Origin of the sequence: Salmonella sp. SSDFZ54 (assembly GCF_004010735.1) — a bacterium.
In the GTDB taxonomy this organism is placed as follows: Bacteria; Pseudomonadota; Gammaproteobacteria; order Enterobacterales; family Enterobacteriaceae; genus Salmonella; species Salmonella enterica.
On record NZ_CP034819.1, the window covers coordinates 501,698 to 522,963 of the forward strand.

Below are 21,266 nucleotides of genomic sequence, written 5' to 3' on the forward strand. Positions count from 1 at the left end.
TCGACAAAAACGCACCGTTATTATTGACCAGACAAGTACAACGCCAGACATTATTCAACTGACATTGCGCCACGGTATAATGAATGCCCCGTGGCGCAACTGCTATCAAATAGCCTTGATGTCAATCACCTCTCCCTGCATACGCTTACGCAGAGTACGTTTAGTACGGTCAATCACATCGCCTGCCAACTGTCCGCATGCCGCATCAATGTCATCGCCACGCGTCTTGCGTACGATGGTCGTGAAACCATAACTCATCAAAACTTTAGAAAAGCGATCGATACGGCTGTTAGAGCTGCGGCCATACGGCGCGCCAGGGAACGGGTTCCACGGAATCAGATTAATCTTACAAGGCGTCTCTTTTAATAGCTCCGCCAGTTGATGCGCGTGTTCAGTGCCGTCGTTGACGTGGTCAAGCATCACGTATTCAATCGTCACGCGCCCCTGATTGGCGTTGGATTTCTCCAGATAGCGGCGAACCGCGCCCAGGAACGTTTCGATATTGTATTTTTTGTTGATCGGGACGATTTCGTCGCGAATAGTGTCATTCGGCGCATGTAAGGAGATAGCCAGCGCGACATCTATCATATCACCCAGTTTATCCAGCGCAGGCACCACGCCGGACGTTGAGAGCGTGACACGACGTTTGGACAGGCCGAAACCAAAGTCATCGAGCATAATTTCCATCGCCGGTACGACATTGGTCAGGTTAAGCAATGGCTCGCCCATCCCCATCATGACCACGTTGGTGATCGGACGCTGGCCGGTGACTTTGGCCGCGCCGACGATTTTCGCCGCACGCCAGACCTGACCGATAATTTCCGATACGCGCAGGTTGCGGTTAAAGCCCTGCTGCGCAGTTGAACAAAACTTGCACTCCAGCGCGCATCCTACCTGTGAAGAGACACACAGCGTAGCGCGGTCGTCCTCCGGGATGTAGACCGTTTCAACGCGCTGATCGCCGACAGCAATCGCCCACTTAATGGTGCCGTCTGAGGAACGCTGCTCTTCAACGACCTCCGGCGCGCGGATTTCCGCGACCTCTTTTAATTTGCCGCGCAACACTTTGTTGATGTCGGTCATCTCATCAAAATTATCGCAGCAATAGTGATACATCCATTTCATCACCTGATCGGCGCGGAAAGGCTTTTCACCTAAGTTTTTAAAAAACTCGCGCATCTGCTGACGGTTGAGATCCAGCAGGTTGATTTTTGTTTCGTTGTTAAGAACTACCGGGGTACTGCTTTCAGGTGTGACAATTTGTTCAGACATATGCTATTCCGGCCTCGTTATTACACGTTATGGCCCCTGGAGGGTTGAAAAAAGAAACGCCCCGGTAAGCTTACTGCTCGTCCGGGGGCGCTGCATTGTACAAATTCTGGCGTAAGGATGCCACGTCTGCACGCGGCATTAGCAAAAATAATATTTGAACCGATAATTTATCGCCAACGCATTTACAGGGTGAAAGACGAAGGAGATTAACGGGTGCGCGGGCACACTTCGCCTTCACCGAAGAAAAAGGCGATTTCGCGCTGCGCGGATTCCAGCGAATCCGAACCGTGGGTGCCGTTTTCAGTTAAGCTATCAGCGTAGTCGGCGCGCAGCGTACCCGCCAACGCGTTCGCCGGGTTGGTGGCGCCAAGCAGATCGCGGTGACGCTGTACCGCATTTTCGCTTTCCAGCACGGATACCACGATAGGGCCAGAGGTCATGAACTCCACCAGACCGTCAAAGAACGGCTTGCCGTCGTGCTCAGCATAGAAGCCGCGCGCCTGCTCAACGGTCAGGTGCAGCATTTTAGTGCCAACAATTTTGAACCCTGCAGCTTCAAAGCGCGCAAAGATGCTGCCAATAACGTTTTTTGCCACCGCGTTGGGTTTAATGATGGAAAAAGTCCGTTCAATAGCCATGTTTACCTCTGAAATATGTTCTGTTGTTATGTCAGGCGCGGATTATAAAGAGCATCCCATCAATTGCCTATGGATGCAGGTAACATTTTTTTAAAATAAAATGAGCATTAGCAACAAAAGTTAAAGGCGCACAGCAAACTCAGGGGACTGACACAGCACGCAGTGCGTGTGTTCAGGCGTGAGAGCATGGAAAGTACGTTTGCAGCTTTCGCAGATGAGCGTATGCATCGCACTATGCCGCGTTAAGGCGGGTTCCACGTCAAACCGCAGCCGTAGCGCCTGATGCGGACATACCGCCGCACAGCCGCCGCATCCCGTACAACGCGCCGCCGCTATCGTCAGGGTATTGTCGTCAAGCTGGATAACGTTCTCCGGGCAGCTTCGCCAGCAGGCGCCACACATCCTGCACTCTTGCGGACTGATTTCGGGTACGCATTCGCTGAACGCGGAAAACGCCTGTCTGAGACGCCGTTTCCCCGGCTCGACGGCGCACGGAGTAATGGCGTCGCGCGGAACATGAAACAGAGTGCGCCGCGAGGCGTTAATCTCCGCGCCGACAACGTGTTTGAAAGACCAGCCCGGCTCGCCGTAGCGGCGCAGCGCTAAATTTAGCCCCGCCAGCGCCATCAGCCACTGCGCCGATCGCTCCACCGCAATATCAATAAAGCGAATACCGTACTGGCTGTGCCAGAGAAGCAGTTCATCGACCGTTGGCGCCTGTAGCGAAAACGGCCCCACCAACGTATCCCCCTGCACAAAGCGTTTAACCGGTTTGATACCGGTAATGGCGTCAACAGGACAGACAAACAGACAGTCGCCACAGGCTATGCAGCGCGTCGTATCTATGCTGACCTGCCCCTGCGCCAGCGAAAACGCCTGCGCCGGACAAACATCGGCGCAAGCGCGGCAGGAAGAAAAACGAAAGCGACGACGGACGCAAGCCTGCGTCACGTCTACCGCCGGATCGATCGTCAGGTTAACCATCAGCCAATACTAAAGAAGACGTAGCGCAGCATAATCTCGCCGATAAGCAGCAATACGCTGCCCGCCACCAGCGTCCCTCTGGCGTTTCGCAGACCGCCTGCGGCAAAGCAGAGCATTCCCGCCGCTGAGACACACCAGCCGAGAAGATAGACGTCGCGCAACTGCGCCAGCGCCTGTAGCGGATGATGCGGGAAAGTGACGACCGTCGTATCCACCGCATTAATATCCGCCAGCCATAGCGGCTGCATGATCAGGCGAATCAGCACCATCAGTGCGACCACTATCACAGCGCAGCGCATTGCGGCGCCAGCGTTGCGCAGATAAGCCAGCGCAATGACTACCGAGCCGATAATGCCTGATGTGCCAAAAAACAGCGCCAGCGTGTTGCTATGCTGCCAGGTCGCCACCGAGGCATGGATATAAACCTGCGCCATGCAGAATACATCCACCAGCCCGAACGCTGCCGCCAGCGCCAGCAGCGGCTGCCAGCCTGGCTTTCGGAAAAACAGCAGCACAACCCCCAGTCCCAGCGCCGCCAGATAAAGGCTGGCAAAGACAATTTCGCGACTCAGCCACGAACTGGCGACATGACGTAACGCATTTAGCGCATTCAGGGGATAGCCCATGTGCAGCGCTGAAGCAAGCAGCCCCACGCAGGCCAGTACAAACGCCCCCGCCATCGCGGGAAGCGCGCCGCGTGCAGGCACGCGTCCTTCTACGGCGTACTGGCGGCCCAACGCCAGCCACAGAGTCACGCCCACAGACCCTTGCAAACAGAGCGTAAAAATCAGCAGCGGTAACTCATGCATGGCGTTTACCCTCTTTTTCTGCGCCCTGATGCGCTTTGACAACCAGATTAGGCTTGGTTATGGATGAATCTGGCAGCCCGTTAACGTCGCATACGCTACCGTACTTCGCGCGCAGTTCATCAATCGGACCAAACTTGATGGCCTCCAGCGGACAGGTTGCAACACAGACGGGCGGTTCACCTTTCGCCAGTAAATCAACGCACATGTCGCACTTGGACATTTGGCCAGTCTGCTCGTTAAGCTGCGGCGCGCCGTAAGGGCAGGACCAGGCACAATAGCCACAGCCGACGCATTTGTCGGTATCAACGCGCACGATGCCGTCGCCCGGGCGTTTATGCATAGCGGTAGTCGGGCAATTTTTGGTGCAGACAGGGTCCGCACAGTGGTTGCAGGAAATGGAAAGCGTATAAGCAAATACGTTATTGCTGACCCCGCCCTGCCCGGTCGGGATGAAACTTCCGCCCTTGACTTCATAGACGCGGCGGAAACGACGGCCTACTTCCAGATTGTTTTTGTCTTTGCAGGCCACCTGGCAGGCTTTACAACCGGAGCAGCGTGAGGAGTCGATGAAAAACCCCAGTTGTTTATCGCTCACCGGCGGGTAATGTGTAAACTGACTCATGCTTTAGCCACCTCCACCAGCATGGTTTGATGTGAATTTCCCTTCGCCAGCGCGGTAATACGGGCCGAGCTGAGGACGTTCGCACAGCCGCCTTTATCAATACCGTTCTCATCCGGCTGCCACCAGGCGCCGGCCTGCATCGCGACAACGCCGGGAATAATACGCGGCGTCACTTCCGCCGGGATTTCGCAAATCCCGCGTGAGTTATGAATGCGCACCATGTCGCCATGCGTAATGCCGCGCTTTTGCGCATCCTGCGGGTTGATCCACAATGTCTGCTGCTGCACTTCAATCAGCCACGGGTTAGCGTATTGCGTTGAGTTGGCGCGGTTTTTTCCTTTCCACGTAATTAACTGGAGCGGAAAATCTTTCACCAGCGCATCCTCCGGGCCTTCATGCGCGGGAACGTAGTGCGACAACGCCGGGATTTCCGGATGCTGCATGTCGTACAGGCGCTTCGAGAAGATCTCTATTTTCCCTGACGGCGTCGGGAACGGATGATTTTCCGGATCGCGAATATTGTCTTCAAAGGCGATAAATGGCGCGCTTTTGAACAGATGCTGACGGGTCTTTTGCAGCGTGGCAAAATCCGGCAGATTTTCGTCCGGCATCGCCAGGCGCGTCTGTTCCCAGATGTGTTCAATCCACGCTTTCTCATCGCGCCCCTGGCTAAATTCATTCTCAATGCCTAATTTCGCCGCCACCTCACGTAGCCAGTCGTAGTCGGAGCGCCGCTCAAATTCAGGCTCAATCAGTTTTTCAGAGAGTATCAGGTAGCTTGCCGTGCCCCAGGTTTCACCGATGTTCCAGCGTTCCATAAAGCTGGTTTCCGGCAGCAGTAGATCAGCGTATTTCGCGCTCGGCGTCATAAACAGATCGCTGGCGACAATAAACTGGATCTTTGATTCATCCTCCAGTACGCGTACCGCCTGGTGCAGATCGGGGTTCTGATTCGCCAGATAGTTCCCGGCCAGCGAGAACAGAATACGGATGTTACTGTCCAGCTTATCGGCATCTTTCAGCCCCATATCCGGCGTCACTTTGCTGGCGTCGTCTGCGGCCTGCACCCAGTTCATCACCGAAATTTTGGCTTTTACCGGGTTATCCGGCATCTCCGGACCCGCGGCAAATTTACGGTTAGCGCAGCCGCCGTAACCCGCAGCCCAACCGCCTTTGATGCCGACATTACCGGTAATGGTCGCCAGTAGGGTCGAGCCGCGCGCGGTGCGCTCGCCGCAGTTGTGGCGCTGTGGTCCCCACCCCTGAATCAACGCGGCGGGTTTGGTATTCGCGTAATCACGCGCTAACTGGCGAATGGTTTGCGCCGGCACATGGGTGATCTTTTCCGCCCACTCGGGAGACTTAACGACACCGTCTTTGGCGCCGGTCAGATATGCCACCAGCGATTCGTTAGCCGGTACGCCTTCCGGCATTGAGTCTTCGTCAAAACCGATAGCGTAGCGCGCAATAAATGCGCGATCGTGCAGATTCTCGCTGATGATGACATACATCATCGCGTCCATCAGCGCATTGTCGGTGGTGGGCAGTAGCGGGATCCACTGATCCGCCAGCGACGAAACGGTGTCGGAATAGCGCGGATCGACCACGATAAACCGCGTACCGTTCTGCTTCATCTTCTGCAGGAAATAGTTGGTATGACCAAAAATGGTCTCCGTCGGGTTATGGCCCCACAGAATCACCAGTTTGGTGTCCAAAAGCGTATCCAGCGAACTGCCGCTGGCGGCAATGCCGTAAGTATAAGGCGTCGCGGCCGCCGTGTTGCCCATACTCACAGAATGGTAGCTTTCGAGATAGCCGCCGGTCAGATTCAGCAGGCGACGCGCCATTTTATCGCCGGAAAAGGTGCCGCCGGAAACGGCGGTGCCAACATGAACATAGCGCGAAGCCGGGCCATATTTTTCAGTAATCGATTTTAAATTATCGGCGATTAAGGTTGTCGCTTCATCCCAGGAAATTCGCTCGAATTTTCCTTCACCGCGTTTTCCTACGCGCTTCATGGGATATTTAAGTCTGTCAGGATGATAAACAAATTTACGGTATGCGCGTCCACGAACACAGGCACGCATCACCGGCATTTGCGCATCCAGCACATTATCCGGTCGCGTTGAAATTCGCGTCACGATACCGTCACTAACATGCGCCCGAATATCGCATTTGCCCCCGCAGTCAAAAGTGCTGCATGTCTGAACGACTTTTTCCGCAGGCCTGTTTTCAGTTGCCGTCACAGCGCGCGCCTGAGCGGTAGCTGGCGAGGAGACAAACGGTAACGCAATAAGCGCGGAGCTGGCCTGGATAAAATGGCGGCGAGAAATAGCGGGCTGTTCGCCATTTCCCTGGCTTTTTATATTTTTCATGATCCGACTCGTCAAATAAAAACCCATTCTCACGTTTTTATGCGTTGGTTCTCTTGATATTTATCAAGCTCTCCAGTTATGTATGATCCAGTAATAATTAACAATTATCATTAAGCTTAAATTAAAAGGAATTGATAATCTATTTTGGAGAATGGTTAACGTATTAATTCAAAATTAACCGCTGCAACCTGACCGGACTCATCCATTACGACAAGTTGATAACGTCCAGCGATATTTATTAATAAAGAAAGGCGATTATTTTCGCCATTAACAGGTTCGCCATTTAAAAACCACCAGCGACGCCCTTTACCGCCGGTAGTCGAGACGGGCAGCGTGACGTTTTCCTGGCCTGGCAATTGCCTGATCACCGCGCCATCCCTCACTCCTGACAGCATTAACGGCGCGGCATCATTGCCCTGTAGCGGCGGACAGTAAGCGGACACCGCGGGCAAGCGGGCGCTACGTCTTTCCGCAGGCGGCAGCCACGGCTCCAGCGGCCGCGGCCAGACGATAAACGTATGCGCACGCGCCTGCGGACAGTCGGCAGCGACACGCCGCCCCGTATCATCCAGCCAGACCGGGAAACGAATACCGTTGATGTCCTCCTGCTCAGGTAACAGCAGCGTGGGCGGCTGGCTGTCATCGAGCAGCCATGTCGCCAGTCGGCGGCGACAGTTGCGGTCTCCGGCAGGCAGAGTCTGTCCGCCCGGCCAGCAAATGACGCCGCGGCTTACCGTCTGCGGACGCGGATCTTCCGGCAGGCGTCCCGTATGCGCCAGTAACAGATTATTGACCTGGTTAAGCAATGGCACCGCGCTGGCAAAACCAAATTGCCCCACCACAGGCGTGCCGTCGGGTCTGCCTGTCCAGATGCCGATGATATAGCGCGCGTTAACGCCAATAGCCCACGCATCGCGATAGCCGTAACTGGTGCCGGTTTTCCACGCCAACGGCACAATGCGCGGCAGCGCGCTATCCGGCAAGGGTTGCGCTTCATCCGCCATAATTCGTCGAATGATCCACGCCGCTCCCGGCGACATTAATGGTCTTTCCGACAGCGGATCGTCCGGCTGTAACCGTAGTTTCGCTGCTTTCCCATGACGAGCGAACGCGCTGTATGCCGCCGCCATCTCGTCAAGCCGCGCGCCCGCGCCGCCCAGAATCAGCGAAAGATTGGGCGCCGCGCCAGCAGGCAAATATAGCGGCAAGCCGACGTTACGCAGTTTTGCCGCAAATCGTTTCGGCCCATAGGCTTCAAGCACCTGAACGGCAGGCAGATTCAGCGAGCGTACCAGCGCGTCGCTCATGCTGACCGGGCCGTGAAATCCGCTGTCGAAGTTTCCCGGGCGGTAATCTCCGGTGCGGCGCGGAACGTCCTGTAATAATGATGCGGGATGGATCAAGCCGTCATCCAGCGCCAGACCGTACACAAAGGGTTTGAGTACCGATCCCGGCGATCGGATCGCCGTTACCATGTCGACATGACCAAAACGGCTGTCGTCATTAAGGTCTACCGATCCTACCCAGCCGCGCACGCTCATATCGGTATGATCGACGACGATCATCGCCAACGAACTGCGTGCAGGCAGCCGCCCTTTCCATGCCCGCGCCAGATCTTCCAGTTGCCGCTGCAATCCGGCGTCCAGCGTGGTCACAATTTTGTCGTTCTGGCTTTTACTCAACATCATTCGGGCAAAAAGCGGCGCCAGTTGCGGCATTTGACGCGGTGCCAGCCAGACCGGCTCTTCACGCGACTCGCGTACCGTTTCGGCAGGCCAGACGCCCTGAGCCGCCATCCGATCCAGCACTTTATTTCGTGCCGCTTCGGCTCTCGCAGGCCAGCGGTCGGGGCGTAACCGGCTCGGCGCCTGCGGCAATACGGCCAGCAGCGCCGCGTCAGCGTAGCTCAGGCGTGCGGGCGGCTTGCCGAAGTAGGCCCAGCTTGCAGCGCCAATACCCTGTAGCGTGCCGCCGAACGGCGCGCGGTTCAGGTACAGCGTCAGGATATCGCGCTTGGACAAATGCCATTCAAGCTGGAGGGCGCGCCAAAGCTGGCGGATTTTACCGCCGAACGTGCGCGAATGCGGGTCCAGCAGTCTCGCCACCTGCATAGTCAGCGTACTGCCGCCGGAAATAACGCGCCCGGCGGTAAGATCCTGCCATGCCGCGCGCGCGACGGAGAAAGGGTTAACGCCAGGGTGCCGCCAGAACCAGCGATCTTCGTAATTGATTAGGGCCTCCAGGTAGCGGGGAGAGACCTCTTCAATCGTCACCGGATAACGCCAGATCCCCCCGGCGTCGGCAAAGCGCCACAGCGGCGTACCGTCATGGGCTACCACGACCCGCGCAGGATGGACCTCATTGAGCGGCAGCGGCCAGAGTTTATCCGCTGCCCATAACGCCAGGAAAATAAAAAGCGGCGCGCCCGCCAGCCACAGCCAGCGGCCACGTTTACCACGCCAACCGTTCATTTAAGGCGTCACAATCAGCAGCCCCTCGCTCGCGCCGGTTGCCCGCCTCTGAGGCGCGTACATCGATTCCACCTGCGGTTGCGCAAGCTGGTACGTCCCCGGCGTTACCGCGCGCGCCAGGTAGACCAGCGTCACGGGCTGGCCCTCATTGACAACGACGGCAGCCACAAACCGATCGTCGCGGAATTCCATATACTGAATATCCGCCTGCTGCATCTGATTAAGCAGATTTTGCACTTCGCTACCGCTCTCCGGCAGGCTGGCGCTGCTGTCAGCCAGATTCTGGTTTTCCAGCTCCAGCCCGGCCGGGAGCAGGTCCACCACCAGCGCATCCGGCACATTGCGATCGGCCACTACCGTTAACCAGACCAGCACCAGTTCGCCGCTACGCAACGAGGACAGCGATTTGCGCTGACCATCGGTCCCCAGTATTTGTCGTTCAATCTGCAAAACGTTGCTGGCAGGCTCAGGCGCAGATGAGGGATAGCCGCTGCTATCCAGACGCAGCCATAGCGGCTGGCTACCGGTGTTCGTCACCTCAAGGGCGGCCAGCTGGTCAGCATCCAGATTACGGGTCAGCGCCTTGTCGCCCGCCAGCGGCTGCGCCTCTAAAGAGGTCTGCGCCTGCCAGGCGCCCGCGCTGGCCTGTCGCGAATGCGCGGCGAGGAACAAGGCATTGTTCTCCTGGGTAGAGAGCCAGCGCTGACCGAAGGCCTGCTCAGAAAGCGAGCTTAATAGCGCATTTTGCGCGTCCGGTCTGAGATTGTTCTCTTCCAGTAGCGACAACATCAGAGCGTTATCGCGCAGAGAACTGCCGTAATCCGCTATCCATTGCCGTTCGTCCTGACGCGGCGTATTCAGAGCCAGCGTAATGGCCTCTTCGCCGCGTCTGGCATCACCCATCGTGTTTAACGCGATGCCCAATTGCATCAGCGGCAGTCCTGAAGCCGCCTGACTACGGCGCTCCCAGATTTCGCGCAGCGCGCCGAGCGGCGCTTTCTGCTGACGCGCCAGTACCAGCGCGGCGTAAGCCTGAGCGGCAAAAGTACTGGCCTGGGTATTATCGCTATAACGAATCAGCATCGTACCGGGATCCTGCAGATAGCGCAGCAGTCGCTCATTGCCCCGGTTAATGGCCTCCGGCGGGACGCTATATCCCTGCTCGCCCGCGCGAATGAGGAAATCCATCGCGTAGGCCGTTAGCCAGGGCTCTTCCGCCCCATTTTCATCCCATAGCGCAAAACCGCCGTTATCACGCTGCATCTGTAGTATGCGGGAGATGCCGATATCCACCGCGGCGCGCCGTTTTTCATCGCTATCGCCGGTAATACCGAGCGACTGCAATTGAGCGGCATTGGTATACAGCGCCGGGAATAACCCGCTGGTGGTTTGTTCCAGGCACCCGTACGGATATGCTTTCAGCTCGCGAATGTAGCGCGCCAGATTGAGCGGCGGTTTTCCGCTTAATAGCAGTTGTCCCTGTAACGTGGCTGGCGAGACGTTTGCCAGATGCTGCTCTGGTACATGCCAGCTCTCTCCCGGCGCCAGCGCAATGCCGCTATTTACCGTTTGGGCAGGCCAGGCCGGACGCACGCCGATTTGCCACTGCTTATGCTGCGCGCCGAGGGTTTCTCCCGGCAGATTCAGACCGCTAATGGTCGCCTGGATTTCGCCTTCGCCAAAACCTTCCAGCGCGCGTACCGGAACGAATAAGGTGGTGCGCACGCCCGGCGCCAGGTTGACCGGTTGCGGCTGCTGGCTAAGCAGTTCCAGTAACCCACTGGCGGCGAGCGCAATATTCAGCGTCTGCGGGCGGTCGGTCAGATTGGTGACGTCCAGCACCAGTCGCGAAACATCCCCTCCCGCCAGAAAACGCGGCATATTCAGCTCGGCAATCACTGGCGCGGCGACAACGACTTTGCTTTCGCCGCGACCAAAATCGTCCGCTGTCCATGCCTGCGCCATAACCCGCAGTTCGCCGTTAAAGTCGCCAATCGGCAGCGTTACGACCCCTTCGCCCTGCTCATTGAGCGTGATCGGCTGCGCCTGCTGCGCGATGATATTGACATGGTTTACCGGCGGTTTTCCGCCGCGCTTAAGGTCGTCGCCATCGCCGCCAAAACGCAACGCCGCCAGCCGCCCCTGCCCTTCAATGACCTGGCCGTAAATATCGTAGATATCCGCACCGTAGCGTTTTTGACCGAAGAACGCCTGCCACGGGTCCGGCGTCGCGTAATCGGTGATATTCAATACGCCGCTATCGACCGCGGAGACCAGCACGTTGATCTGTTTTGGCATTTCGCCGTGTTTAACGCTGGCTTTCACCCTGACGGTGAGCGGCTGATTCGGGCGCATTTTAGCCGGGCTTTCCAGCGCCAGATCGAGGCGGCGATTTTCATCCCCCAGCGGTAGGTGTAGTAACCCCACGGCGCGTTTTGGCGTCGCGGAACGAGATTTATCGCCGGGACGCACCACCAGCGTACTGAGATAGAGATCGTGGCGATTCCAGGTTTTATCCACCGGAATCGTGAGCTCCAGACCTTGTGCCGGCACATCGATCGCCTGCCACCACAGCGGACCGTCGCTGGACTCCACCATGGCATAACCTTTACCGGCGACCGGCGCGGCGATATGCAATTTCATGGTGTCGCCTGGACGATAATTCGCTTTATCCAGTTTGAGGGTGACGCGATCCGGACGCGCCGCGCCGCTACCGTCGCTGTTATCCTGCCAGCTATAGCCGGCCCAGAAACGAACGCTGCTGACCGTCTCATTCGGCGCTTTGACCTCCAGACGGTACGCGCCCCATTCCACCGGGAAGCTGACTTTTCCGGTTTCATCCGCGTTCAGATCCAGCGTCTGCTCGCCCTCCACCAGATCTTTTTGATCAAACTGCGACTGCCAGCCTTCGCTTTCCGACCAGTTCCAGTAATAGTCGCGACGCTCGCGGATGAGCCGCACCTGTAAACCAGACACCGCTTTTTTCTCACCCTGCGCGTTGGCGTAAACAATATCGAATGCGGCGTTGCTGTCTTCGTCGACAATCGGTTGATTAACGGTGGTATCCGTACGGTAGTCGTATACCGCTTTGGCGGCGAACTGTGGACGAATTCCCGGTAACGTATCGGCAGGCCAAATCGCCTGCTCTACGCGACGAGTGACCGGACGACCGCCAGACTCCAGCAGGCTGGCCTGTAGAATTACCTGCAGCGGCGAATGCGCTTCTTGCCACTGGCTGGCAGCACTCACTTCACCACGTCCGCCTTTATCCAACGTCAGTTGAACTTCGTCCAGGCTGCGCGAAAGATTCTCTTCGGCAATATTGCCGAACTGGAAGCCAGGCAACGCCGCGACAGCGTCGCGCAGCGGACGCAGGAAAAGTTGCCCTTGCAGGGTATTGCCGTTAGCAGGCGCGCCATACAAGTAATAGCCGACAACGGAGAATTTCACCTCATCCGCAGGCGCCAGCGGTGTTTTTTGCGCCGTCAGGTTGAGCGCCATCCGCTCCGGCATAAAGTCTTCCACGTGGAAATCCCAACTCCGCAGCAAATTATCGCCGGTGTTGGCGCGGACATGCCACAAGCCGGTCGGCGCGTTGATATCCAGCGGATAATTCAAACGGTATAGCCCGTTTTCCGGCTGGCTGACGACGGTACGCATCACCTGTCCGTCTGGTTTTACTACTTCCAGCTTAACGGGTTGATCGGGCAGCGTTTTACCGTCGCTATCGCGCAGTAATCCGTTGAGGATAACCGTTTCGCCCGGTCGGTAGAGATCGCGCGGGCCGAACATAAAGAACTGCTTGCTGTAGCCGGGCGCGCCAGCGACATTAAATTCCGACAGATCCAGAGCCGGAAGCGTGAGATCGAGCAGCGTGGTCTGCTCCTCTTTACGCGCCAGTAATAGCGCCGCCGCTTTATCAGCCTCCAGTTGCACATGTCCCTGCGCGTCGCTCGTCGCCTGCGCCAGCGTCTGACCTTTATCATTCAGAAGAACAATCTCAATTCCCGACTGCGCCGCGCCGTTTTCCAGGCTTTGCGTAAAGATATCCAGCCGATTATGGTAACGGTGCGCGGACACGCCGATATCGCTAAGGGTAAACAACGTAGCGGCATTACTATAGTTGTAGTGTCCAGCCTGATTCATTACCGCCACATATACGCCCGCCTGTTGCAGCGGCTTAATATCGCTTAATGGCAGCAGCAGTTTCTCACGCGTATTGCGCGCCGGATTAAGATCAAAACGACCGGTATAAACCAGATCCGCCATTTTCAGCAGATTGTCGGACTCCCAGTTAGAGAGAGAACTACGGTACTCCCACTGGCTGACAAATGACGCCAGCGATCCGGGCTTAACGCGGAAAAAGTTTACATCAACATGGTTGACGTTAAGCGCCATGACCGGCAGTCCTTCCGCGATTTTCCCCGGTAGCAGCGATCCCCGGCTGGCAAAGCCGACGCTGGGCTGGACATCACGCGTGGTAATCGTTTTTTCATAAGACTTGCCGAAGGTGGCGTTATTCAGCGCCTTAACGGCGGGATCAACCGTGACCACCAGCACGCGTTCAGGTTCCAGATGACGTAACCTTAGCTCTTTTAAATTTGGCGCCAGCTCCCATGCGCCGTCAACGCTGCCGCTTTTCTTATCAACCACGTGAACCACACGGGAGAAATCCTGTTCAGGATCTAAAGGAATTGAAAACGTCAGCACCAGCGTCGCCGCGCCGTCGAGCTGCGCTTCGGAGGCGTCTAATAGCGTGAGCGCTTTGCCCTGGCTTTGCTGCGCCAGCTTTTGTAGCTGTGCCGGGTCTTGCGCGGGCGAGGGCTGCGCTACGGCTGGCGCTTCGCTTTTAGTCGTCGGGGCGGTTTTATCGTTGTTATCGCATCCCGCCAGCGCCAGCATGATCATGCAGGCCACCACGCGTAAATGTTTCATCTTTCATCCCTGGCCTTAACGGCCTGTCAGCAACGGTTGATGAGATATTATGCGCGAGAAATTTTATTGTGTAAGTCCGTATTACTGTGATGATGCGAAAATTTTACGCAGAAATGTGGTTTCGCCAGCCAAAACAGCCTCTTCTACTTGTCCCTTTTCGGGAAACGTCCGACAATTTGATCATAATCAGGTAACAATGGAGATACCCATGACCACCGCCTTTTTTGTCGCCGCCGACTGGCTTGCCGAACATATTGATGATCCGGAAATACAGATTCTTGACGCCCGTATGGCGCCGCCAGGACAGGAACATCGTGATATGGCGGGCGAATATCGCGCCGGACATATTCCCGGCGCGCTGTTTTTTGATATTGAAGCGCTTTCCGATCGCGCATCGCCGTTGCCGCATATGATGCCGCGCCCGGAAGCGTTTGCGGTGGCCATGCGTGAACTGGGTGTTCGCCAGGATAAACACCTGGTCATATACGATGAAGGCAATCTGTTCTCCGCTCCGCGGGCATGGTGGATGCTGCGCACGTTCGGTGCCGAGAAAGTGTCCATTCTGGCGGGCGGACTGGCGGGCTGGCAGCGCGACGAATGGCTATTGCGCGAAGGCGAGGAAGCGCATGAAGGAGGCGAGTTTGAGGCGAAATTCGCGCCGCAAGCCGTGGTGCGTCTCACCGACGTATTGCTGGCAAGCCATGAAAAAACCGCGCAAATCGTTGACGCGCGTCCGGCGGCGCGTTTTAACGCTCAGGCTGATGAACCACGTCCGGGACTGAGGCGCGGACACATTCCTGGCGCGCTAAACGTCCCGTGGACGGAACTGGTGTATGAGGGCGAATTAAAGACCACTGACGAACTGAATGAGGTTTTTTTCAGCCACGGCGTGAGTTTCGACAGACCGATTATCGCCAGTTGCGGTTCCGGCGTGACGGCCGCGGTCGTGGTGCTGGCGCTCGCCACGCTGGATGTGCCTGACGTCACGCTTTACGACGGCGCGTGGAGCGAATGGGGCGCGCGTACCGATTTACCGGTTGAACCCGCTTAATATCTGCCATGCCGGATGGCGCTCACGCTTATCCGGCCTACCGTTCAGGCTGATGTAAAACGATCTACAGACATTGTTTTTATTCAGCTCTTTTCCACTGTCCTGCAAACGGGCATTATTTTCTCTTAATAAAATCCTATTTTTTATCGGTAAATACTTTACGCCGGGTATAAGGAGTATCATCACCGCTGTTTTGGTTTTCACCGGGAAATAACTCCTGTAAATACAATTTTTAAGGATGGAAAATGGATATTTCACGCGCTAATTTAATTGAGTTGGTTAAAAAGGTTAACCGTAATAAGGTACCTAATCCTATGCCTGCCGAGGAAATAAGTCGTCTGCGAGTGCGTAAGTATCGCGATCCGCAAAATACGGAAACCACTGAGTTACCTGAAAGCCTGAAGGCGCTACTGGCCTACGACCGCGATCTACTTAGCAATTATAATATGCCTGTGATTGAAACATTACAAAGATCTATTGATAAAGAGGGAGTAATTCATTCTTACTCCCCTGATGAAGAGGCGTATTACGGCGTTGGCATGGATAGCTCAGGTATTGATATTGAAGATCTGATGCCTGTCTGGAGTAACGATCCCCGTCTTCCGGCATTAATTCGTATCGATCATGTCGGCGATCAGGCCATTTTTATCTATATCACAGAACGGGATGCCAACGGCGAATACCCTATTGCCCGCATGGAACGTAATGAATTCTGGCTGGCGGAGTCTTCTCTGGTGGAATATCTCTATAATATTATTTCGGGCGCTAAAGACATTGGCTTTACCGAAGAGGATTTACATCTTCCGCAATGGAAGGCACAGCAAAAAATGAATGAACAACGCGATGCCGCTTTACTTGACCTGGAGGATTATCATGAGGCGTTTTGGGCAAAACTGGACGCGCTCGTCGATTAATCGACATGATGTCGGGTGGCGCTCACGCTTATCCGGCCTACCGTTCAGGCTGATTTAAAGCGAATCTACATAAATTCTGTTTAAGCAGGCCACAAAAAAACCGCTCAATTGAGCGGTTTTTTTGTGCTGGTCCGGTTCGCGGCCTTTCCAGCAGGCTTTGTTGCCATAGCAACGCAGGCACACCGTAGGGGATTAATACTCCCTTTTAAGGGAGCAAATGTCAATATGATTTACCGGGAAACTATTCAACATTTGAGGTATTATCTTGCCCGGCCCTTTCCGCCGTCTCGCAAACGGGCGCTGGCTTCAGGAGAGGATAACCCATGGCCGTAAGCGCAGGCACACCGTAGTGCCTGCTATCACGGCATTATCGCCAGCGGTGCTGCCGTGATGCGGTCTTCGCAAGGACCGCAACATGAAGGTACGATACTTTTGTGTCGTGCTTCTTGTTTCTGGCACGTTGTGTCTTCACGCAGACAGAAGCCACCCAGGTAGCTCTGTTCCCGTAACGCTCAACGTCCAGAGCAGGTAAGCCAGGAGGCCGCCCTGTTGGGCGGCTTTCTTTTCTTCAGATGATGCGGTTCTGTTTAAAATCGCGCAGGAACCCGCCCCAGCGGCGCTCGTAGAACGGCGCGATATGCTCGGTGATAAAGTGGCTGATACCCTGCTCGCCCTTCCTCACCTGACAAATATCGATCGGTTCGTCACCCGGTAACGTGTCGGTCGCCACATTGCCCGCTGCGTGAATGATCTCTTCAATCTCGCCGTCAGCCTCAATGCCAATCAGCAGATTGGGTTGGGCGTCCGCATGTTCTTTAATCGCGCAGAGAAACGCGCGTTTCACCGGTTTGATGGTTTTAAACAGCGTAGTGAGGGAATCAATCATCTGCGACGGCGGCTCGGCCACTTCGGATAAAATAAGCGACTCGCCGCCTTCCAGCACTTCCTGCGTACTTAACGGACTGCCTTCCTCAGCGAGAAGCAGGCTGATTTCACGCGGCATAAACTCTTTGCCCGTCGGCAATTTAGCGTTGAGGAATAGCGTTTCGCCAAGCGTCATTTCAAACAGCGTGCGCGCTGGCATCACCACAAACGCCTGTTCGTCTTCCACGGCCTGCTGCAGCGCCTCCAGAGAAGTAAAGAAGGGAATGACGGTCGTGCCGTCTTCTTTTTCCCAGTGCTGCAAATCCAGAGCGCTGTCTTCCACAATCGCCTCGCCTTCGGCAGCGCTGCCCGGCACCCAGACGGTGGACTCCAGTAAGGTACGGAAAAATGCCGGACGATGCGCGGGCTCAGTCGCCGCTTTCTCCAGCAAGATTTCTAATTCATTTTTAGTTTCGGACATAGGAATCACAAATTATGTATATGGGTTGTAGGCCTGATAAGACGCACGGCGTCGCCATCAGGCAAAATGCCGGGTGGCGCTTCGCTTACCCGGCCTACAAAAACACCGTTCAGGCGGTCAGCAAATTCGCGATGGTGCGCACACCCAGACCGGTTGCCCCGGCAGCCCACTGCTCAACCGGCGCTTTGCGATAAGTGGCGGAACAGTCAATGTGCAGCCAGCCTTCGCGGTAATTTTCAACAAAGTGCGACAGAAAACCCGCGGCAGTGCTTGCCCCGGCGGGATACGCCGCGCTGCCGGTGTTGTTCAGTTCCGCAAAGTTAGACGGCAGCTGGTTACGGTGGAACTCCGCCAGCGGCAGACGCCAGAACGGTTCATTCTCTTGCGCCGCGCTGGTCAGCAAGCGCCCCGCCAGCGTATCGTCAAAACTGAATAGCGCATGATAGTCGTTACCCAGCGCCGTTTTCGCCGCGCCGGTTAACGTCGCCATATCAATGATTAGCTGCGGGTGTTGCGCGCTGGCGTCAATCAGGCCATCCGCCAGCACCAGTCGCCCTTCCGCATCGGTATTCATGACTTCGACATTCTTACCATTACGGTAGCGAATAATATCGCCCAGTTTAAACGCATTGCCGCTGATCAGATTATCGGCGCAGCACAGGAACAGTTTTACGCGTTTATTCAACCCACGGGTAATGGCGAACGCCAGCGCGCCCGTTACTGTCGCCGCGCCGCCCATATCGGATTTCATTGAGTCCATAAAAGCGCTTTGTTTGATACTGTAGCCGCCGGAGTCAAAGGTGATACCTTTACCGACCAGGCAGGCATAAACCGGCGCATCTTTGTCTCCCGTCGGGTTGTAATCCAGCGCCAGCAGCACCGGCGGACGCTCAGAACCACGGCCTACGGTATGCAACCCCATATAGTTCTGCTCGCGCAGATCTTCGCCTTTGGTGATACGATAAGTGACGCTATCGCACGCGACGCTGCACAGCAGATCCACCGCGCGCTGCGCCAGTTGCTCCGGCCCAAGCTCTTCCGCCGGAGCATTAATGGTGTCGCGCACCCAGTCAATAATGGTCAGGCGGTTATCCAGTTCCTGACGTTGGGCATCGTCTAAATCCGGCCACATTACGGTACGGACGCCTTTTGGTCCTTTGTAACCCGCCCAGAATGCCCAACAACGCTCGATATCCCATCCTTCGCCTGTCAGCGCGACCTGTTTTATTCCCAGGCCGTCGATTTTACGCGCCGCACGCTGGATCAACCCCAGATCGTCTTTACCGTTAAGATGCAAGGTAATACCGTCGTTATTAATACTGTAAGTGGCTTTATCGCCCCAGCGCGCATCGGCAGGCTGCGTGGAAAGCGTAATTTTCATGGCTTCTGTCATTGTTATTTTCCTTATTAGCAAACGGGCCGCCGTAGGGCAGCCCGTTATTTGACTTACTCTGCTTCATCCAACCAGACTAGCAGAATCGCCTCCAGAATTTTTTCATTGGATGCGTTAGGGTCGTCGTCAAAATCGTCCAGTTCGCAGATCCACTGATGCAGATCGGTGAAACGAACGGTTTTAGGATCGACATCAGGATATGCGTCGTATAACGCTTCGCCGATCTCGCGGCTATCGGTCCACTTGAGTCCCATACTACCCTCTGTTAATGCTCACGCGCATGGTTGATTGTGTAACGTGGAATTTCGATAACCAGATCGTCGTCGGTAACGCGGGCCTGGCAGCTCAGTCGACTTTCCGGCTCCAGCCCCCACGCTTTATCCAGCATATCGTCTTCTTCTTCCGAACTTTCCGGCAAGGAGTCGAAGCCTTCACGTACAATACAGTGACAGGTGGTGCAGGCGCACGATTTCTCACAGGCGTGTTCAATCTCGATGCCGTTGCGCAGCGCAACGTCAAGAATGGTTTCACCGGTCTCAGCTTCCAGAACTGCGCCATCCGGACAAAGATCCTGATGAGGCAGAATAACAATCTTCGGCATGTTAAACCTCGTCTACGGAATGGCCTTTCAACGCGCGACGAACCGACTGGTCCATGCGGCGAGCGGCAAATTCCTGGGTTTGTTTATCTACGTTTTTAATGGCTTGTTCTATGGCGTCAACATCATCGCCTTGTGCGACCGCGCTCAAATGTGCGGCGGCATCATCAATGCATTGACGTTCTGCGTCGCTTAACAGCGCGGCGTCGGCAGTTAGCGCGCCGGTCAAACTTTCCAGCACGCGCGCGGCTTCGACTTTTTGCTCCGCCAGCATACGCGCTTTCACGTCCTGCTCGGCAAAACTCATGGAATCCTTGATCATCGAGGCGATTTCGCCATCGGTCAGGCCATAGGAAGGTTTGACCTGAATGGAGGCCTCGACGCCGGTGGATTTTTCCATTGCGGTGACGCTCAACAGGCCATCAGCGTCTACCTGGAAGGTCACGCGAATATGCGCCCCGCCCGCCGGCAGCGGCGGAATCCCGCGCAGCGCAAAGCGCGCCAGCGAACGGCAGTCCTGCACCAGTTCGCGTTCGCCCTGCATCACATGGATAGACATCGCGGTCTGACCGTCTTTGAAGGTGGTGAAATCCTGCGCGCGCGCCACCGGGATAGTGGTGTTGCGCGGAATGACTTTTTCCACCAGGCCGCCCATCGTTTCCAGCCCAAGAGAGAGTGGAATCACGTCCAGCAGCAGCATTTCGCTGTCCGGCTTGTTGCCGACCAGAATATCGGCCTGAATCGCTGCGCCGATAGCGACCACTTTATCCGGGTCGATAGCGGTTAACGGCGTGCGGCCAAAAAATTCGCCCACCCGCTCACGCACCAGCGGTACACGGGTCGAACCGCCGACCATGACCACTTCCAGAACGTCCTGGGGATCAACGCCGGCATCTTTCAATGCGCGACGGCAGGCCAATAGCGTGCGCTTAACCAGCGCGGAAATGAGATCGTTAAACTGCTCGCGAGTGATCTCCCCCTGCCAGCCCGCAACGTTAACGCTAACGGTATCGGCATCGCTTAAGGCGATTTTCGCGGCAATCGCGGCATCCAGCAGTTCGCGCTGAACGCGATTGTCGCTACGATCGGCAATTCCCGCCTGCTCGCGAATATAGTCCGCCAGCAGATGGTCAAAGTCGTCGCCGCCGAGCGCAGAATCACCGCCCGTCGCCAGCACTTCAAACACCCCGCGGCTCAGGCGTAAAATAGAGATATCGAAGGTACCGCCGCCGAGATCGTAAACAGCAATAACGCCTTCTTTGCCTGAGTCCAGACCGTAGGCAATCGCCGCCGCCGTCGGTTCGTTGAGCAGGCGCAGTACATGCAGGCCCGCCAGCCGCGCGGCGTCTTTCGTCCCCTGACGTTGGGCATCATCGAAATAGGCGGGAACGGTAATCACCACGCCATCCAGCTCGCCGGAGAGCGATTCGCTAGCCCGCGCGGCCAGCGCTTTGAGAATATCAGCCGATACGCGTACCGGATTGAGCAATCCAGCCGCCGTATCAATCATCGGCAGCCCATTAACGCTTGCCTTAAACCGGTAAGGCAGATGCGGATAGCGCGCCTGGATATCCGCCAGCGAGCGTCCCATCATGCGTTTCACAGAGCTGATAGTGTTGGCCGTATCCTGCGCGGCATTGTCGCGCGCAGCGTAGCCGACCGTATGGCCCTGCTGCTGATAGTGAACCACTGAAGGCAACAGGTGGCGCCCTTCGTGGTCAGGCAGAGTTTCCGCCTGGCCGCTGCGAACCGTCGCAACCAGAGAGTTGGTAGTGCCTAAGTCGATGCCCGCCGCCAGACGACGCTGATGCGGCGCGGCGCTCAGACCAGGCTCACTAATTTGTAATAAGGCCATGTTA

17 protein-coding genes are annotated in these 21,266 nt (G+C 56.2%); 3 read left to right on the top strand and 14 right to left on the bottom strand.

Features of this window, described 5'->3' with window-relative positions:
- Positions 1-105: 105 nt before the first annotated feature.
- The 8 genes from EOS97_RS02370 to EOS97_RS02405 all read right to left on the bottom strand — a co-directional run bounded on the left by EOS97_RS02370 (position 106) and on the right by EOS97_RS02405 (position 14,106).
- Entirely contained in the window at positions 106-1,272 is a 1,167-nt protein-coding gene (locus EOS97_RS02370) for a bifunctional tRNA (adenosine(37)-C2)-methyltransferase TrmG/ribosomal RNA large subunit methyltransferase RlmN (RefSeq protein ID WP_000003206.1), read from the bottom strand.
- Positions 1,273-1,478: 206 nt separating this feature from the next.
- Positions 1,479-1,910, bottom strand: a complete 432-nt coding sequence (gene ndk / locus EOS97_RS02375) for a nucleoside-diphosphate kinase (RefSeq protein ID WP_000963846.1) — start codon at positions 1,908-1,910, stop codon at positions 1,479-1,481.
- Between the two features lie 120 nt (positions 1,911-2,030).
- Entirely contained in the window at positions 2,031-2,894 is an 864-nt protein-coding gene (locus EOS97_RS02380; protein ID WP_000247786.1) for a 4Fe-4S binding protein, read from the bottom strand.
- Positions 2,894-3,703, bottom strand: a complete 810-nt coding sequence (locus tag EOS97_RS02385; RefSeq protein ID WP_000544882.1) for a dimethyl sulfoxide reductase anchor subunit family protein — start codon at positions 3,701-3,703, stop codon at positions 2,894-2,896. Before EOS97_RS02385 ends, EOS97_RS02380 begins: the two co-directional genes overlap by 1 nt.
- Positions 3,696-4,325 carry a DMSO/selenate family reductase complex B subunit gene (locus EOS97_RS02390; RefSeq protein WP_000077436.1) on the bottom strand — a complete coding sequence of 210 codons (630 nt, stop codon included), beginning with the start codon at positions 4,323-4,325 and terminating at the stop codon, positions 3,696-3,698. The genes EOS97_RS02385 and EOS97_RS02390 overlap by 8 nt, the downstream gene beginning before the upstream one ends.
- The gene (locus EOS97_RS02395; protein ID WP_001805145.1) at positions 4,322-6,700 is read right to left on the bottom strand and encodes a DmsA/YnfE/YnfF family dimethyl sulfoxide reductase; all 2,379 of its coding nucleotides are present in this window, start codon (positions 6,698-6,700) and stop codon (positions 4,322-4,324) included. The genes EOS97_RS02390 and EOS97_RS02395 overlap by 4 nt, the downstream gene beginning before the upstream one ends.
- 155 nt (positions 6,701-6,855) lie before the next feature.
- The gene (gene pbpC, locus EOS97_RS02400) at positions 6,856-9,171 is read right to left on the bottom strand and encodes a peptidoglycan glycosyltransferase PbpC (RefSeq protein ID WP_001014762.1); all 2,316 of its coding nucleotides are present in this window, start codon (positions 9,169-9,171) and stop codon (positions 6,856-6,858) included.
- Positions 9,172-14,106 (bottom strand): alpha-2-macroglobulin, encoded by a 4,935-nt coding sequence (locus tag EOS97_RS02405; RefSeq protein ID WP_000681863.1) that lies wholly within the window; start codon positions 14,104-14,106, stop codon positions 9,172-9,174.
- Positions 14,107-14,314: 208 nt separating this feature from the next.
- Between EOS97_RS02405 and sseA the strand changes: the two genes are divergently transcribed.
- Entirely contained in the window at positions 14,315-15,157 is an 843-nt protein-coding gene (sseA, locus tag EOS97_RS02410; protein ID WP_000205241.1) for a 3-mercaptopyruvate sulfurtransferase, read from the top strand.
- On the opposite strand, the gene EOS97_RS26690 is transcribed toward sseA, so the two are convergent.
- A complete protein-coding gene (locus EOS97_RS26690) occupies positions 15,137-15,361 on the bottom strand; it encodes a hypothetical protein (protein ID WP_012535673.1) in 225 nt (74 codons plus the stop codon). The two genes, sseA and EOS97_RS26690, sit on opposite strands and share 21 nt — an antisense overlap.
- A 41-nt stretch (positions 15,362-15,402) precedes the next feature.
- Between EOS97_RS26690 and EOS97_RS02415 the strand changes: the two genes are divergently transcribed.
- Both EOS97_RS02415 and timP read left to right on the top strand, forming a co-directional pair.
- The gene (locus EOS97_RS02415; protein WP_000355386.1) at positions 15,403-16,071 is read left to right on the top strand and encodes a DUF5066 family protein; all 669 of its coding nucleotides are present in this window, start codon (positions 15,403-15,405) and stop codon (positions 16,069-16,071) included.
- A gap of 415 nt (positions 16,072-16,486) precedes the next feature.
- Complete coding sequence (gene timP, locus EOS97_RS27450; RefSeq protein ID WP_350028759.1) at positions 16,487-16,603, top strand: small toxic inner membrane protein TimP; 117 nt, start codon at positions 16,487-16,489, stop codon at positions 16,601-16,603.
- A gap of 36 nt (positions 16,604-16,639) precedes the next feature.
- On the opposite strand, the gene sseB is transcribed toward timP, so the two are convergent.
- From sseB to hscA, 5 genes are all read right to left on the bottom strand, one after another.
- A complete protein-coding gene (gene sseB, locus EOS97_RS02425; protein WP_001533245.1) occupies positions 16,640-17,416 on the bottom strand; it encodes an enhanced serine sensitivity protein SseB in 777 nt (258 codons plus the stop codon).
- A 109-nt stretch (positions 17,417-17,525) separates the two neighbouring features.
- A complete protein-coding gene (pepB, locus tag EOS97_RS02430; protein WP_000133536.1) occupies positions 17,526-18,809 on the bottom strand; it encodes an aminopeptidase PepB in 1,284 nt (427 codons plus the stop codon).
- Positions 18,810-18,862: 53 nt separating this feature from the next.
- Positions 18,863-19,063: a Fe-S cluster assembly protein IscX gene (gene iscX / locus EOS97_RS02435; RefSeq protein ID WP_000523621.1), complete on the bottom strand. Its 201-nt coding sequence runs from the start codon at positions 19,061-19,063 to the stop codon at positions 18,863-18,865.
- 11 nt (positions 19,064-19,074) lie between these two features.
- The gene (fdx, locus tag EOS97_RS02440) at positions 19,075-19,410 is read right to left on the bottom strand and encodes an ISC system 2Fe-2S type ferredoxin (RefSeq protein ID WP_001124466.1); all 336 of its coding nucleotides are present in this window, start codon (positions 19,408-19,410) and stop codon (positions 19,075-19,077) included.
- Position 19,411: 1 nt separating this feature from the next.
- A complete protein-coding gene (gene hscA, locus EOS97_RS02445; RefSeq protein WP_001196656.1) occupies positions 19,412-21,262 on the bottom strand; it encodes a Fe-S protein assembly chaperone HscA in 1,851 nt (616 codons plus the stop codon).
- Positions 21,263-21,266 lie beyond the last annotated feature (4 nt).